Genomic DNA, 15,906 nt, shown 5'->3' with positions numbered 1-15,906 from the left:
ACCGTACGTGCGACTTTCATCGCATACGGCGTTCCAACTAATCCAATTTATTCTTTCTATATCTTAAGCAGACGAGTGCTTTTCTTCCATTATTAGATTATTTCATTGTTACATTTCAGTCGTAAATTATTTACTTTTACTATTTGCTTATTCGAAAGCTTTACAGCTTTTAAGAGCGTTTTAATTTTTGCCTGGTCTTTCAAATGTATAAGTTGATGTATAGCCTTATTCAAAATTATTAAGTTCGAATAACTATCATCTTTTGAAATGTTAAACGGATTAATATGATGACAATGCCAATCATTAATACCTAATTCTTCACCTAAAATGGCGCATTTGCCATACTGGGCAATGAACTTACTGATTCTGTTGTCGTTGTACTCAATAGATCTATTTGGAATGTAGTTTCTCATGATGTGAGAAAGAGTATTTTTATTGATAGCCTTTAGGCTATTATGAATTTTTGCTCTTCCTTCGACTGTAAAATTACAAATTATTTGTGAAAAACATAGTGTCTTTCCCCATCGTTGTGCATGGATAGGGACAAAAACCATGTTCTGTATCTTATACAGTTTAGCCTCGTATCCCTTGTACCTCTTCTGTAAAGTCTTAGTCATCTCATGGAACCTCGCCTCGGTTCTAATATTCTTTAATTGATTGTATAACGTCTTGCGTAGATGGAGATTTAACTCATTCAGATTAATTGTAATTTGAGTTGCAGCTGAGTAATAGTTTTGGATTCCCATCACAACGGTATTAAAATTCCAAACTGTCTGAATACAAGGCTTTCTCTTGATTACCCTTATGGCTTCTTTTATCTTTTGGAAAGCATTTGCTTTAGCCTTTTTCGACATATCAGACTTTGCTACATAACCAAATCTGGTCTTACCCTTTCTTATAGCTTTTATTGAAAAGCCTAGAAACTCTGATGAGTTTTTCTTTAAATTAACAACCTTTGATTTTTCTTCACTTAACTCCAAATGAAGCCTTATTCTCAAGAAGTCTTTCAGTGCGTAGTTCATTTTTATTGCGTTTGACCTAGTTCGGCACATTACTTTAAAATCGTCCGCATATCGGACGATGAAGCACTCTTTTAAAGCTGTTTTCTTTAAATGCTGATATTTACTGCCATTGGTGGAGTATGTATATCTGCTTTCAAACGTTTCCCATTGGTTACTAACCCACCAATCCAATTCATTTAATACAATGTTGGATAATAACGGTGACAGAATTCCTCCTTGCGGAGTACCTTTTGTAGGAATACCCTCTCCTTCAATCTCTGCTTTTAATAGCCTAGATATAATAGAAAGGAGTGATTTATCCCTTATGCCTAGAGACCACATTTGTTTTAAAAGCTTACTATGATTAACATTATCAAAGAAACCCTTAATATCTACATCAACACAATGATGAAGCCCAGTTTGATTGATAAGGAACTCAAGTCTAGCTTTCGCATGATGAGTGCTGCGATTCGGTCTAAACCCATAACTATGTTTATGGAATTTTGCTTCGCAAATTGGCTCTAAAATTTGAAGTATGCATTGTTGAAAGATTCTATCCCAAATCGTTGGTATCCCCAAAGGTCTAGTTTTATCCTTTCCTTTAGGAATAAGAACCCGTCTTACTGGCTGTGGTTCATACCATTTAAACATAGCTTGAACTCTTGCTATTACATCTTCCACAGTTAAATGCAAGATATCATTAATTGTTAATTTATCAGTTCCCGCAGTTTTACTACCTGTATTTCTTTTGATGTTTCGGTAGGCTAGACGTATATTGTCTTTAGAACTCATTAATTCTGTTAAGTCATAGAAGTGATGACCACTGACACTTTGAGTATAAAGTGTATCAAAACAATCTTGCATGCTATAATACTCATTGTGTCTCAATTTCTTCCGTTTCAATAAGTTGGTGACTCCTTTCGGAGTTAAACCTCTTTTAGTCTCACAAGAACCTTATTAACCGATAAAGAACTGCCTTACTTGGTTGAATAAATCTTTATTAGTCTAGTGGCTATCCCTCCATGTGTATTAGACATTTCCTTGGTACTGTGCCACCACTTTCACTGATATTAAGACATGTTATACAGTAATTATTATCATTAATGTTTTCCTTGCCACCGTTTCAATGGAAGTAAGTCCTCCACGTTATCAGCTTACAACGTTGAATTATATCTATTATGGAATGAACTTAGGTGCTTCCTCTAAGCCTGTTAGTATTCATACGCCTGTAACGTATCATGGATTTTCATATTAGTTATTTTTACTCATCCACAGCTAACCTCACAATTTGGTGATATACACATTTCTATGTATCGCAGGTATAGACCCGTACATTCAGAAGTTCGTCAGCTTAACCTTTTATTGTAGGTTTATTAGCATTCTCACCATATTCATTCAACTCAAGCATCATGATTTACACCACCCCCGCGGGTAGGCTTTCGTCAGCCGAACTGTTACGGTAAATTCTCACGCCTTTTCGCCGAGCTTATAACACTTTCATTCTTACTAAATCAAGTGCTATTCGACTAAGAGAGAACCCTTCTGAGCGTTACCTCTTCATTTGATTCTTCGATATAACCCTTCAATTCCGAAAGGAACTGCCTAGCCTTTACCAGATTGATGTAACCATCATCCATTTAAACTAGGAACATTTCGCACAACTATACTGCCAGTTAGTTGAATAACAACAATCTTTTCGAAAACAGCCTAATTTTTAAATGGATCATTTACTTAAAATTGAAACTTCTATTCATGCCAGAGGTATTAAAGTAAAGAGAATATGCATCGGCATCAATTCCGCTTCAATTCGACGATGCTGGTAAATCAGGAACCGATCATTTTTCCAGGGTAATGGCATACCGGGAAATTGTAGATACATACAGCTCTTGAGTTAAATTTATATCCCGTGAAAGGCAAAAAACTCTCCGGCAGCGCACATCAAAACTTTTATAAGTTGGTAATCCGTTCAGCAAGCCCTAAATCGTCGAATTTTTTTTGCCTTACGATTTCTATTAGGAAGAAGGAATAATAATAGAAAACCGTGTTCCCTTTCCCTTTTCACTTTTTATTTCTATATCTCCGTTTAATCCTTTTACAATACTGTATGCAATCATCGTACCTAGCCCGGTTCCCTTCTCTTTTATAGAATAAAACGGCATAGCGATTCGATTTATCTCCTCAGAAGACATTCCAATTCCTGTGTCAATAATATCAATCACAAGATGATTCTTTACCTTTTTCACATTAATTCGGAGCATCCCTCCATTAGTCATGGCTTCAATCCCGTTTGTTGCAATGTTAATTAAACACATTTTTAGATTATCGGTGTTGGCATATATATAATAGGAACATTCATTATCGCTTTCTACTTTAACATTACATTGGATGGCGATCGGTAAAATAACCTCTATTACTTGCTCAACAATTGGTCTAATATCTAATAATTCTCTTGCAACATTTTGTGGTTTTATAAGGGACAAATAATCGTTAATAACGAGTTGCGCTTTTTCTAACTCCATTAGCATGACTTGCAAATAGTCATCCTTTTGTGTTTCAGAGATTTCGTTTTTACTAAACATCTGCATAAATCCATATACCGTAGTCAACGGGTTACTTATTTCATGGGCTATAGACGCTGCTAATTCAGAAGTCACCATAAATTTTTCTGCACGGTGAATTTTTTCTTTCATTTTAAACCTTTCTATCATTCCTTCAATTAGATAAAGAGACAATAAAACAGTCAGAATATTGATCACTATATAATTGAATAAAAAGTGAATAAAATCAGGTTGAACTTTATCATTTATCTGTATTTGGTTCATTAAAGCGAAGATAGAAAAGGAAATAGTGCAAAGAGACATAAGCAATAAGCTGAACAATATTTTTCTTTTTTTATAATATCCAGCAAGAAAATATTGGGATACCATAGTAATGGAAGTGGCCATAAAATATACAATAACTGCAGGGTAGACTCCGTCTCCGCCTAAGTAAAAGCGGTAAGAAACAAATATAACAGTAATAAAAATAAAACTCCTAAAACCACCATAGAGAACAGCTAAAAGGATTGGTATAAGCCGTAAATCATATATGTATCCACAATCAAACTTAAATGGGAATGTCATACAAAGAACAACCGCAATGGATGAAAGAAAGGAAATTAATATAGTATTACGCGCTTCTTTTCCATCTTTATCTAACCAAAATATTTGATAGAAAAAAATACAAATGATAATAATGAATGCATTTAATAATAATGTCGTTATCCCCATGATCAGCGCCCCTAAATTGAGTAATAAATGTTAGAAAAGTGATAAAATACAAAAGGTTAAGATAATTATAAACAGTTTTTCGTATAAAAAAAGAAAGATGTTGAAAAAAGTGTAAAAAAAAACAGTTACTCTCTTCTCATTCTTTAATCATCAACACTTCTGATATCAAAATACCTTCTATGTCTCAATTCTTCCGTTTCAATAAGTCGGTGCCTCCCTTGGAAGGTGAACCTCTTTTAGTCTCACGAGAACCTTATTAACCGATAAAGATTTGCCAAGCATGATTAAGTAATTCTTCAGTAGTCTAGTGACTATCCGGGCTACTCGCTTTGTTGCTGACGCTTTGCTTTCGCACAGATAAAACATTTGTTGCTGACGCTTCGCTTTCGCGCAGAGCAAGGCTTCCTGCTGGCGAGCGTCGAGCCGATTCCACCGCTACAATCAGTCAAAATGGAAATATATTAGAAAAGCAGCAACGAAAAATCCTTTTATCGCTTAATAATAAACCTATCTATTCCTAATCAACACGTCTGGGATAATTATTTACTAATTTGCTCATAGCGTTCAGTAACAAGGTATAAGTCTATCTCCCTATACTTCTTCAAAATTCATTTTCATAGCTTTCATTCCTTTTTGAATTTAAAAAAAATCCATCTTTTTACTAAAAATGGATTTAATTCTCTTTAGAGGCATATTACCAATCAACTTACAAATTCAAATCATAAATTATTAGTATATGACTAACTTATGAGATATCTTTAGAAATTTTTAAAGAAACGCCTATAGTTCATGGGGTATGCAACATATTCAAAAAGGGAGGTAAAAAACAATAATGAAAAAAATAAATCCACCAAAATCTATTTGCGACGGTTGTTGTGAAGAAAACAGATTTAATTGGCATCGTATAAAGGCTATTGATGAATTGTCTATTCCACCTCCGCCAGTCGTTATCCCTAGCAGAACTATTATTCCAACGATAAATAGATATTTCTATATTGTTACAGAAGATATTGATCTAACAAACGGAGTAACCCTTCTAGCTAATCTATTTTCAGATGATAATGGCGATCCAGTAACAGAATTTAAAATTTTTAATCCCAATGGATACGACAACCTTTATATCAATGGTGTGATGCAAGAGAGCGGTGCATATAAAGTAACCCCAAATTCTTTAATCCTTAATCCATTTAATACAACGATTTTTGACGGTACTCCTATAATTATAGAATCATTGGGATTCCAACTAATGTAATATAAAAAATCTTCTAAACAATACTTTTCCCATGAAAGGAGGTGAAAAAATGGCACTTTCAATTATTAATATTCATGTAAATGTTACAGGTACTTCGACTAGATTCTTTAACGTATTAGCAGTAAATTTGTCGGTCAGTGATGGTACTACTATCCTTGCAACTGCATTTCTAAATGATAGTGGGACTGCTGCGACTACTTTTCCAATAGTAACGAACGGCTACTATAATTTTTATATCAACGGTGTATTGCAAGAAGGCGGTTCGTATACAATTTCATCAACAGGGTTAACTTTTAATGGTGTTACTGGCACAATCACAGCAGGAACTCCATTAGTAGTAGAAGCTGTAGAATTAGTTACACAAACTTAATGGCCCACTTCTATATACTTTTATTTCGCAGGACAAGTCCCTATACAGATAGAATAATTTCAGCAAAGTTATAGTAATGTTAAGCTATTTAACTTAGCTAAGATATCTCACAATTTTTTGGCTTTGGGTCACTATGCTTTACATTTTGACCAAACATTAGATCACCATTTTAGCCATTTCTTTTTAAGGAGATGGCTCTTTTTTATCCTTCCACACATATTTATAGTTGTAATGCATCGCCCCAAATTGTTATTGCACTGCGCTATCCCACTAAATCATAATAATATATTCAATTTCCTCATATTGTTCAGTAATAACAGATTGCAAAAAACTTGATGAGCTGTAGCTTTGAAATAAATAAAAGACACTTTTGGCTTCACCAATTGTTTTTCAAAAATTAAGTTGAATTTCCGTAAAAATAATCGTAAAATAATAATTTGTAATTTTATGTTTCCTTATTTAGGATAGTAGGTAGAAGGAAGGTATTAAAATGTTATATTTAGGTTTGATAATGATTGCTTGCTTATATTTACATTTACAAAAAGCATCATTTTCATTGGTTGTTGATTCAAAATTACGTTTACCGATTAAAAGAATGGATATATTAATTATGTTTGCCCCTTTTATTTCGTTAGTAGTGTTTTCTATACTTTTTTTAACTGTACTGACAGGACAATTAGCTGATAGAATATCTCATGCTTTATTAGTTTTTATTCTATGGATTTTCTTCACCTATTTCATAAAAACTTTATTTGGATATTGGAGAAATAAAAATATATTATTGGTTTCTTTTGTTGCAATACTATTGACGTTATATTTTATTTTTCAATTGACTCCGTTAGATAATTATACAAAGTTAATTTTTATGAAGATCGGGAATTTTTCGTTTATCATAGGTTTAGTATTAATAATTTTATTTTATTCGAATTACTTTTATAAAAAGAAATTAGAATGGTCAATTAAATAATGGGGCGAAGGTTTTCATTTATTTGCCACTAGAAAATACAAGCGTAATCGTAAAATTCGAGTACGCTTCTTTTTTTGAATTTACTGCTGCAAATTTTCCTTCAGATATTCATTCCATATAGTGATGGATTTAAAATTACGCTTTCGTATATCTGTTTAAACCTTCTTCTTCATACAGATTCCCCCTTGTTCAACTCCTCTGCTCCGTTAGCACAAGAAGCAACTGCTCTTATTGAACAATCGCACCTGTTAGCCATCCATACAGTGCAAAATCAGCACTTACTACAGAAAATGAAAGATGATTAAGTTCTTTCATGGGAGTTGAAGTTGAGGTAGCGTTTAAAAAATACAGATTCACAGCATTAATAAATTGTCTATATATGCACGTTTTTTCAGATAGCACACCTGCAGCGTTTTCTGCAAAATCTTGAAAAGTCTTATTGTAACTATGTTCATATACTTTTGCATAAAAAGCTGTATGTTAGGGAAATACAGAAAAACACTCTAAACATTTTTATATCAATGTTTAGAGTGTTTTATTGTGCCCCCAGATTTGCATTTTGGGAACGTTTATTTATTATTCAATGTATGCTGTATACAATCCATTATTTCCCTATCCTTCTCTTAAAATACCCATACGAATAATTAAATTAGAAGGCTCTGATTTCCGCTACAGGCTACTCGCTTTGTTGCTGACGCTTCGCTTTCGCACAGATAAAACATTTGTTGCTGACGCTTCGCTTTCGCACAGAGCAAGGCTTGCTGCGAGTGAGCGTCGAGTAGCCCTACGCTACAAGCTCTTCACCATAACGTGTGGTTGATTTCTTTGATAGAAAGAGCTTGTTTTTCGATAAAAGCCCAAAAAGTTTCGATAAAATGAGATTTTGTTTCGATAAAAGCTCAAATAGTTTCGATAAAGAGCGATTTTGTTTCGATAAATCTTCAAAGTATTCCTATAAAACGAACGAAAGTAGCTTTAGCGATTCTGTTTTGGGGCTCGATACTAAATAGCAACAAGAAAAACCCTTTCATCGCTCAATAATAAACCTATTTTTTCCTAATCAACACGCATGATTTTCTCCATTACTATTTTTTAGTAGAATCAACTAGCATCTGCTGTAAATGCTTTTTCACTTCCGGCCATTCTTGTAAAGTAATACTATACATCACAGTATGACGAGTTGTGCCATCCTTGCGCACCATATGATTGCGTAAGACCCCCTCCTTTTTTCCTCCAATACGTTCTATTGCTTTTTGAGCGCGCACGTTTTCATGATCTGTTTTAATTTGTACACGTTGTAGATTTAACACTTCAAAACAGTATTGTAATAATAAATATTTGCAATTCGTATTTATTGTTGTACGCCAAAAAGTCGGTGTAATCCATGATGTACCTATTTCAAGCCGTTTATGATTCGCATCAATATCCATAAACCGAGTTGAACCGATGATTTGTTCAGAATGTTTATCCACAATGACAAATGGAAACTCAGTTTTTTCATGTTTTTTTGCTAATGCATTGTCCACAAAGTTATTCACATCGTCCATCTTTTCAATCGTTGTGGACAAATAAGGCCAAATCTCTGGATAACTACCAGCCTCTAGTATCCCTTGGGCGTCCTCTTGACCTAATGGTTTAAGTAATACTACTTCATTTTCTAACGCTATAAAATCCATTTCGCTTCACTCCTTTTTTACTATTTAACGGTAATTTTGATATGATGAATATAACCAATTTTCAAAAAACACGCCATACCAGGAGGTGTTATACTTTGGAGCTATCAATTTCATTTACTGGAGACACATCAAAATACGTGCAAATTTACAACGAATTAAAACAAGCAATACTAAGAAAAAAATTGCTGGCCCATGAGCAATTACCTTCCAAACGAACACTTGCTAAAACGCTCGATGTTAGTGTTCACACGATTAAGGAGGCATATGAGCAATTGCTAGCGGAAGGCTATATCTATAGTAAGGAACGCTCAGGTTATTTCATAGCACCCTTTGAATTCGAATGGGGACAGCAGCTGAAGCAGCATACATACGCTTCCTCAATACCAGTTGTAGATAACATAAAATTTGATTTTAACAATGGACATGTGGATAAAGAGGCTTTTCCCATTTCTATTTGGCATAGGCTGTTGAAAAAGCACTTCAATGTGAATAACTTAACGACAAGCTCTTGGCAAGGAGAGGCAATATTACGGACGGAAATTGCTCGCTACGTTGAACGTTCAAGAGGAGTTACCTGTGAAGCATCACAGGTTTTTGTTTATAGTGGTACACAAAGTCAGCTTCAAGCTCTATGTCACTTTTTGGGTCCCAAAACACATGTTGGTTTAGAGGAGCCTGGCTTTAAAAGAGTACGTGCAACATTGCAACATTGTGGATTAACAACTCATGCTATTCCTGTTGATAACTCAGGGGTTACAATACCGAAAAAATCCATCCACATGTTATACACAACACCCGCACATCAGTTTCCGCTTGGCATGGTCATGCCTGTTGAACGGCGTGCAGCTCTTCTGCAATGGGCAACTTCTGAGAACGCCTATATTTTTGAAGATGATTATGACTCAGAATTTCGCTATAAAGGGCTCCCTATCCCCTCTTTAGCAAAAATGGATCAGCTTCAGCGTGTTATTTATTCCGGAACATTTTCCAAAACACTTATCCCATCGCTGCGCATAAGTTATATGATTTTGCCTAAATCGTTAGTCGAAGATTTTATTCTATTTAATCAGGAACAAAAATCTGTTGTCTCCAAAATAGATCAGCTTGCGTTAGCCGATTTTATTGCTCAAGGTCTATTTGATAAGCATTTAGCCAAAATGCGCACTATTTATCGCAAAAAGCAACAGACATTGCTAGCAGCTATTAACGCGAATTTTTCCGAGGAGTTCGAAGTAGTTGGTGAGAAATCCGGGCTACACATTGTTGTGAAGTTACCAAAAAGGCTTTCTGAACAGGATGCAATTAACCTTGCACGAGAGGTAGGAATCAAAGTCTATCCATGTTCAACCTCTTATCAGAAAAACACTAAACATGCTATGGTTCTTATAGGCTATGGTGGGCTAACCTTTGAGCAAATCAAAGAAGGTATCGCGTTGCTTGGAGCTGTTTGGCAATCATTCACTCCACATTAATGTCGAAATTTTATAAAAATAACGAAACCTTTTTTAAATTCTTCTCGTATTTTAATTAAACGCAATTATAAGGGGAATAGACAAAATGGAGAATGTCGAGCAATTAGAAAAGCATTTACAAGAAATTCAAGCATGGGAAAAAGATCAAAAGGATTTGTGGTTTTTTGATAAATTAGGTCGCATCCCATTTAAAATCTTAGATAAGATGACACCTACCTTCCTTCAAAATAAAATAGCGTTACTAGTTGATGAATTAGGGAGCTATATTCAAACAGGTGGTAAATATTTAATTAATGAACAAGCAATGATGCAGAAAATCCGTAACAATTCTTCGTTTCAAAATATTTTTGCTATATCCGATATTAGTCAACTGCCGCTAGAGAATATGATTGCTCTAACTGACTACTCCCACAGCTAAAGCAGCGGGGTTCTTATATACTTAAGAGAAGCGTTACAAAGCTCTCCACAGATGGTGTTGCTATGTCCTGTGTACAACATCTTTGATTTATCTTCTGTTCTATAAGACTTTCTTATTTACACAACCGATGTTGTGTTGGCAATAAGTTTTAACGAAGGCAGGTAGCTCTACCTACGGAGGAATAGCCCTCACTTGATTTGTTTGATTCCCATGCTAAGAGGGAATGTTTTCTTTACTTGTCTCAAGTCTTCTATATGTTGATTGTGTAACTCTAAAAAGGTAGTAAACGTTTTATTGCATAAGTCTTGATTCGTTTGTTGTAAATTTGGTTCACTATTCATCAGTAAAAACGCACTATATAAATCTCGTTGTACAAGATGACTTCCAATTTGACTCCAACGTTGATGGAGTTTTTTCTTTTCATAACGATCCGTCACATGGTTATACTGACTGGCTCTAAAGGTGATCGTATTTACTTTCTGTATCGTTTGCTTTGTGTAACCTAATTTTTGATGGATGATTTCCACTAGCATCGCAGGGGCATGATTCCCAATGCTTTTTCCAAAACGCTTTTTGGATTGGATTTTACCCTGTATATTTGTTTTGGTTTCTTTTGTACGCTTTGCTAATCCTTTAAAATGCATGGTTTCGATGTACACCTCATCGCCAAGAGACAAGATTTTATTGACTAACGCACCATGTTTTTCTTTGATGTAGGAAGCTTTCTTTCTATATAATTCTTTTATTTGTTTTTTTGTTTTTTGATAGTTTTTACTATATGTCCAACGGAGTTTGACGCTATGTTTAATAGTACCATCCTTGTTGAAATTGTTAGGATTGGTACTTCTACGACTTCTATCCAATTTGCGTAATAAACGTCTTTTTTGTTTCTCCAATAAAGGTACTTCTGGCGCAAGTTGTTGGATGAAAACGGTTTCTTCTGAAACAACCGCAATGGTAGAAGGACCAATGTCAATACCTACCCGTTTTTGTTTTTGATAGGAATGGCGAAAGGCTCCTGTAGATGAAATTCTCTTTGCAGGAGGAACCCCATCCATCACGAGTTGTACGTAAAAAGTATGAATTCCACGAATCACTTTTTTGACTAGACGACAATAATTAATGGTATGAAGAGCAAGGGATTCTTCTACAAATAAATCTTGTTTGCGAATACGAACAGGAAGGGTTAATCCGTTCCAATAGACAACATTCTCTTTAAATCGAATGCCTGCTTTATTAGATTTCCCTTCTACAGAATGAAGCATTCCGTAACGTTTAAAATGTGCTTTGCTCCCTTTAAATAGAACATCCTGAACCGCTTTCCAAACAGTAGAGGCGATTTTCTGGGAAGTATTGCTATCTATATGTTTTTTATAGTTATGTTGATGCTTTTTAATATACGCATGCAGTTGATTTTCACTTAATCCAAAAGATTGACGAATGTTATTTAATTCTTTTGCGGTCTGCTTCAATTCTTTTGTATCATTAGATTTTTTCGCTTTTTGGTAGCAACGTAATTGTTTTCGATAGTGTTTTGATTCCTGCATGAAAGTATATTGTTTTACTGCATAAGACAAAGTCGTATTATAGAGTGTACGGGCAATTTCAAAACGTTTTAATAGGATATCGGTTTGCCATGTATCTATAAGTAACTTGAGTTCTATAATAAAACAATCTTTTTTCGATTTTGTCATTACCCGTCACCCCTTTATTTTTTGATTATTCACAATATACAACGAAAACGTATGTTCTGTAAAGAAAAAAGCACTTCATTCCTCCCACCTCTGAAGAAGTGGGCTTCCTGAAGTTCACTGCTGTGAAATTAGCAACAATGCAAGGTGCTTCTACTGGCTTTGGTGGTATTTTCACATTGGCTATTGATATTCCCCTTATTTTAGGGATGGCTTTAAAAACATTGCAAGAGATTGCGATCATTCATGGCTATGATCCGAATGATAAAATGGAGCGTATTTTCATCGTAAAATGTCTACAATTCAGCTCCGCCGATATAGTCGGCAAAGAAGCAATATTGAAGGAACTTTCGTCCATGTATGATACAAATAAAGCAGCAGAAAATATGATTTCACAGCTGCAAGGCTGGAAGGAAGTTTTCTATACATATCGCGATCAGTTTGGATGGAAAAAGCTGTTTCAAATGATTCCGATTGCTGGAATGATTTTCGGTGCCTACGCAAATAAAGGCATGATTCAAGACGTTGCCGAAGCAGGTATTATGCTCTATCGTAAGCGACGTATTTATGAAAAAATGAATGAACTAAACAAGCAATAACACTAATTAAAAAGATGACTCTGATAGATCGGAGTCATCTTTTCTTTGCTTAATCCATATTTATATCTACCACTACATTTTCAAGGTACTCGTCAAGATTCTCTTTATTTACAGCCTGCATCATATTTGACCGTTCTTCCCTGTTCTCTAAAGATTCAATTATTAAATACCCCACATTTGGATAGTAATGCAGCCAATCAAAAAAGTTGTCCACATTCGTCGTTACTTCATTCACCGCATGGAAACTATAGACGGTGCCAAACACATCTACCATATCGTTCATCCATCTACTATAAGCCTCGTAGCGATTATCATTATGCAAAATTGTTTGAAGGCGTTTGGCAGGCATTAATTCCGTGAAGACAACTAATTCTGTATCTGGAAATGCATCTTTTATAGCTTGAAGCCTTTTTCGATAGTCGGTATCGTACATAAAAGGCTTAGCTGACTCTGCTTTAAAATTTTTCTTAAATTTTTGCCATTCCTGCTCCATATCATCATTCGGATACGTTGTTTGTGCAATATTATTACGCTTGTAACTTCGAGCACCGTCATAATGATTTGCTTTTGAAATATCATAATTAAAACGAGCATAATGCATAGTGCTTTCTGAAAATAAGGATTTTATTGCATAAAACGGTGCCTCAGACGTCTCAATATAAGTTTGCGGCGGATTCAATGAATTAGATTTACTAGTATTAGCTGAATCAAAATATAACTCAATAAAAATCTTCTTAAACGGCTTACCATTTTTCTTTTCAGCATATTCCATGTAAGGTAAGTATTCTTCTATTTGCAGCCCACTCAATGAATAATTATAGACACTTTCTTTTGTAAAGGCCCTCTCATCAAGATACGTAATCCTGCTCGTTCCAATTAATAAACTATCATAGTTAAAATCATGGCTATTGATATAATTTGTTTTTAACTGTCTTTCATCAAAACCTAGCTGATAGTCGTTAAAGTCATTGGCATGTGTGTAATTCCAAAGAGGGTCAATATAATAATTGAAACCCATAATTCCGAAAACAGGTAATCCTATTACTATGAAAGATGTGGCAAACAATTTTACTAACCATTTTTTCGGATCCAAGTTAATTCACACCTTTATTTAGAAATTAAAGTATAAGAATATACTATTTTTTTGCATATAGTAGATCGATATAAGAACTAGCGCAATCATAAATTGCATATAAATGATAGTTCTCCAATTAAATTTCATCTTATCCATTAATTGAATAGAATTTAAGGCAGTAAATGCAATAACAAGTGCGATTAAGAGTCCTACAACAATCACTAACGGGTCACTTAATGTTAATCCCATAATATTAAATGCATCCGCTTGAGCAAAATTAGTGAGCGGCTCCGTAAAGAAACTAGTTATAGATTCCATATTTGGCGTAAACATTTTAGAAATAATAGTATTTGCTTGCTCGAGGCTTGTTGCACGGAAGTATACCCAAGCAATGTTAACAAATTGGAAAGTAATAAACCACGAAAGTAAATATGGAAGTTTAACACCTGTTTTACTAAAAAGTCTTACAACAACAGACGCAAAGCCATGCATAAGTCCCCATAAAATAAAATTCCATCCAGCGCCGTGCCAAAATCCACTGATGAAGAAAATAATTAAAATATTTATGTAAGTCCTAAAAGCCCCTTTTCGGCTACCACCTAACGGAAAATATACATATGTAGTTAAAAACCGGTTCAAGGTCATATGCCACTTTTTCCAAAACTCCTGAATATTACGTGCTTTGTAGGGAGAGAAGAAATTTACTGGCAATTTAATATTAAATAATAAGGCTAAACCAATCGCCATATCAGAATATCCACTAAAATCGTAATAAAGTTGCACGGTATATGATAATGAGGTGATCCACGCTTCTACAAAACTTAAGTTACTATAATTTTCAAAGCCCGCATTAGCCCATATGCCAACCGTATCCGCAATAACAATCTTCTTGACTAAACCGATGACAAAGATAAACAAGCCACGCGCAACATTATCATGTATAATTTTTCGATTTTCCTTAATATCATACTGTGGAAGCATTTCATCATGCTGAACAATTGGCCCCGCTACTAATTGTGGGAAAAACAATATGAACAACGCATAATTACTAAATTTATAATGAGCCGTTCCATCTCGATAACTATCAACAATAAAAGCAATTTGTTGAAATGTAATAAAACTAAGCCCTAATGGTAGCAATAAATGCAACAATGCAATATTTGTACCAAATAAACTATTAATATTTGTAATGAAAAAATCTGTATACTTATAGTAGCAAAGTATTAAAACATTAAAGATTACTCCGATAATCATATACGTCTTTCTCAGACGATTACTGCTATTATTTATGATCCGACTTAAAGCAAAGTTTACAATGATTGAGATTGTGATAATTGCTAAATAAGTTAACTTAAAATAACCGTAAAAAAACAAAGAGCTCAGTACCAACCAATAAATCGCATATTGTTGTTTACTGAAGCGATTTAATAAAAAATAGACTACAAATGTTACTGGTAAAAATAGAAAAATAAATTCAAAGGAATTAAAAAGCACTCCATCACTCTCCTATTAGCCATTCCTTTATATTCGTGCTTAATAATACAAGAGGCCAAACATAACATTATATTTGAAAATTGACCTAAAACAAAGAACAATATCAAAATAAAGTAAAGAAATACAAAAATCCAGGTTCATCACCATAATGTGTGGTTGATTTCCGTTCCGACTGGGCGCTTTGTTGCTGACGCTACGCTTTCGCTACAGAAAACATTTGTTGCTGACGCTACGCTTTCGCACAGATAAAACATTTGTAGCTGACGCTTTGCTTTCGCTACAGAAAACATTTGTTGCTGACGCTTCGCTTTCGCACAGATAAAACATTTGTAGCTGACGCTTCGCTTTCGCGCAGAGCAGAGCTTCCAGGGGGCGTCCGATGAGCCGCTTCACTCACGTTGCTCGCTCCAGGGTCTGAGCCGGAACGAAGATCAACTTATATAGCATATATATCACTAGTGTCGAATTAAAATAATTCGACGTTTTTTAAAAACTGGATTTTCTGCAATATTATCCGTGCATAAAAAAAGCCTTTATAATGGTTGGGTCATCCAAATCCAAAATAAAGGACATAAGGCATGGATAAGTTTACACGAAAAACATCATTTTAACTGTCAGTTGC

The 15,906-nt window shown here is 34.5% G+C and carries 13 protein-coding genes and 1 pseudogene; 6 read left to right on the top strand and 8 right to left on the bottom strand.

Features of this window, described 5'->3' with window-relative positions; all coding sequences use genetic code 11:
- Window positions 1–92 precede the first annotated feature (92 nt).
- The 3 genes from ltrA to QUF91_RS02050 all read right to left on the bottom strand — a co-directional run bounded on the left by ltrA (window position 93) and on the right by QUF91_RS02050 (window position 4,669).
- Complete coding sequence (ltrA, locus tag QUF91_RS02060; protein ID WP_483308072.1) at window positions 93–1,904, bottom strand: group II intron reverse transcriptase/maturase; 1,812 nt, start codon at window positions 1,902–1,904, stop codon at window positions 93–95.
- A 1,109-nt stretch (window positions 1,905–3,013) separates the two neighbouring features.
- Window positions 3,014–4,270, bottom strand: coding sequence for an ATP-binding protein (locus QUF91_RS02055; RefSeq protein ID WP_289416674.1), 1,257 nt, complete (start codon window positions 4,268–4,270; stop codon window positions 3,014–3,016).
- Window positions 4,271–4,468: 198 nt separating this feature from the next.
- Window positions 4,469–4,669 (bottom strand): hypothetical protein, encoded by a 201-nt coding sequence (locus QUF91_RS02050; protein WP_289416673.1) that lies wholly within the window; start codon window positions 4,667–4,669, stop codon window positions 4,469–4,471.
- 433 nt (window positions 4,670–5,102) lie between these two features.
- Between QUF91_RS02050 and QUF91_RS02045 the strand changes: the two genes are divergently transcribed.
- The 3 genes from QUF91_RS02045 to QUF91_RS02035 all read left to right on the top strand — a co-directional run bounded on the left by QUF91_RS02045 (window position 5,103) and on the right by QUF91_RS02035 (window position 6,859).
- A complete protein-coding gene (locus QUF91_RS02045) occupies window positions 5,103–5,522 on the top strand; it encodes a DUF4183 domain-containing protein (protein WP_289416672.1) in 420 nt (139 codons plus the stop codon).
- A 31-nt stretch (window positions 5,523–5,553) separates the two neighbouring features.
- Complete coding sequence (locus QUF91_RS02040) at window positions 5,554–5,892, top strand: DUF4183 domain-containing protein (protein ID WP_481817461.1); 339 nt, start codon at window positions 5,554–5,556, stop codon at window positions 5,890–5,892.
- Window positions 5,893–6,382: 490 nt separating this feature from the next.
- Entirely contained in the window at window positions 6,383–6,859 is a 477-nt protein-coding gene (locus QUF91_RS02035) for a hypothetical protein (RefSeq protein WP_285398054.1), read from the top strand.
- Window positions 6,860–7,944: 1,085 nt separating this feature from the next.
- On the opposite strand, the gene QUF91_RS02030 is transcribed toward QUF91_RS02035, so the two are convergent.
- Window positions 7,945–8,535: a GNAT family N-acetyltransferase gene (locus QUF91_RS02030; RefSeq protein WP_289416671.1), complete on the bottom strand. Its 591-nt coding sequence runs from the start codon at window positions 8,533–8,535 to the stop codon at window positions 7,945–7,947.
- Between the two features lie 95 nt (window positions 8,536–8,630).
- Between QUF91_RS02030 and pdxR the strand changes: the two genes are divergently transcribed.
- Both pdxR and QUF91_RS02020 read left to right on the top strand, forming a co-directional pair.
- A complete protein-coding gene (pdxR, locus tag QUF91_RS02025) occupies window positions 8,631–10,007 on the top strand; it encodes a MocR-like pyridoxine biosynthesis transcription factor PdxR (RefSeq protein WP_289416670.1) in 1,377 nt (458 codons plus the stop codon).
- An 85-nt stretch (window positions 10,008–10,092) separates the two neighbouring features.
- Window positions 10,093–10,425, top strand: a complete 333-nt coding sequence (locus QUF91_RS02020) for an EcsC family protein (protein WP_285399336.1) — start codon at window positions 10,093–10,095, stop codon at window positions 10,423–10,425.
- Window positions 10,426–10,613: 188 nt separating this feature from the next.
- Here the strand turns inward: QUF91_RS02020 and QUF91_RS02015 are convergent, their stop codons facing one another.
- Window positions 10,614–12,119, bottom strand: coding sequence for a hypothetical protein (locus QUF91_RS02015; RefSeq protein ID WP_289416669.1), 1,506 nt, complete (start codon window positions 12,117–12,119; stop codon window positions 10,614–10,616).
- A 122-nt stretch (window positions 12,120–12,241) separates the two neighbouring features.
- Between QUF91_RS02015 and QUF91_RS02010 the strand changes: the two are divergent.
- Window positions 12,242–12,715, top strand: a pseudogene (locus QUF91_RS02010) (EcsC family protein); the annotation flags it as partial.
- Window positions 12,716–12,764: 49 nt separating this feature from the next.
- Here the strand turns inward: QUF91_RS02010 and QUF91_RS02005 are convergent.
- From QUF91_RS02005 to QUF91_RS01995, 3 genes are all read right to left on the bottom strand, one after another.
- Entirely contained in the window at window positions 12,765–13,808 is a 1,044-nt protein-coding gene (locus QUF91_RS02005) for a hypothetical protein (protein WP_285395713.1), read from the bottom strand.
- A gap of 18 nt (window positions 13,809–13,826) precedes the next feature.
- The gene (locus tag QUF91_RS02000; protein ID WP_289416668.1) at window positions 13,827–15,284 is read right to left on the bottom strand and encodes an MBOAT family O-acyltransferase; all 1,458 of its coding nucleotides are present in this window, start codon (window positions 15,282–15,284) and stop codon (window positions 13,827–13,829) included.
- A 204-nt stretch (window positions 15,285–15,488) separates the two neighbouring features.
- On the bottom strand, window positions 15,489–15,677 hold the full coding sequence (locus tag QUF91_RS01995) for a hypothetical protein (protein ID WP_289416667.1): 189 nt from the start codon (window positions 15,675–15,677) through the stop codon (window positions 15,489–15,491).
- Between the last annotated feature and the right edge of the window lie 229 nt (window positions 15,678–15,906).

Source organism: Lysinibacillus sp. G4S2 (genome assembly GCF_030348505.1).
In the GTDB taxonomy this organism is placed as follows: domain Bacteria; phylum Bacillota; class Bacilli; order Bacillales_A; family Planococcaceae; genus Lysinibacillus.
Note: the sequence above shows the minus strand (reverse complement) of the source record. Positions and strands in the feature narration are given on the sequence as shown.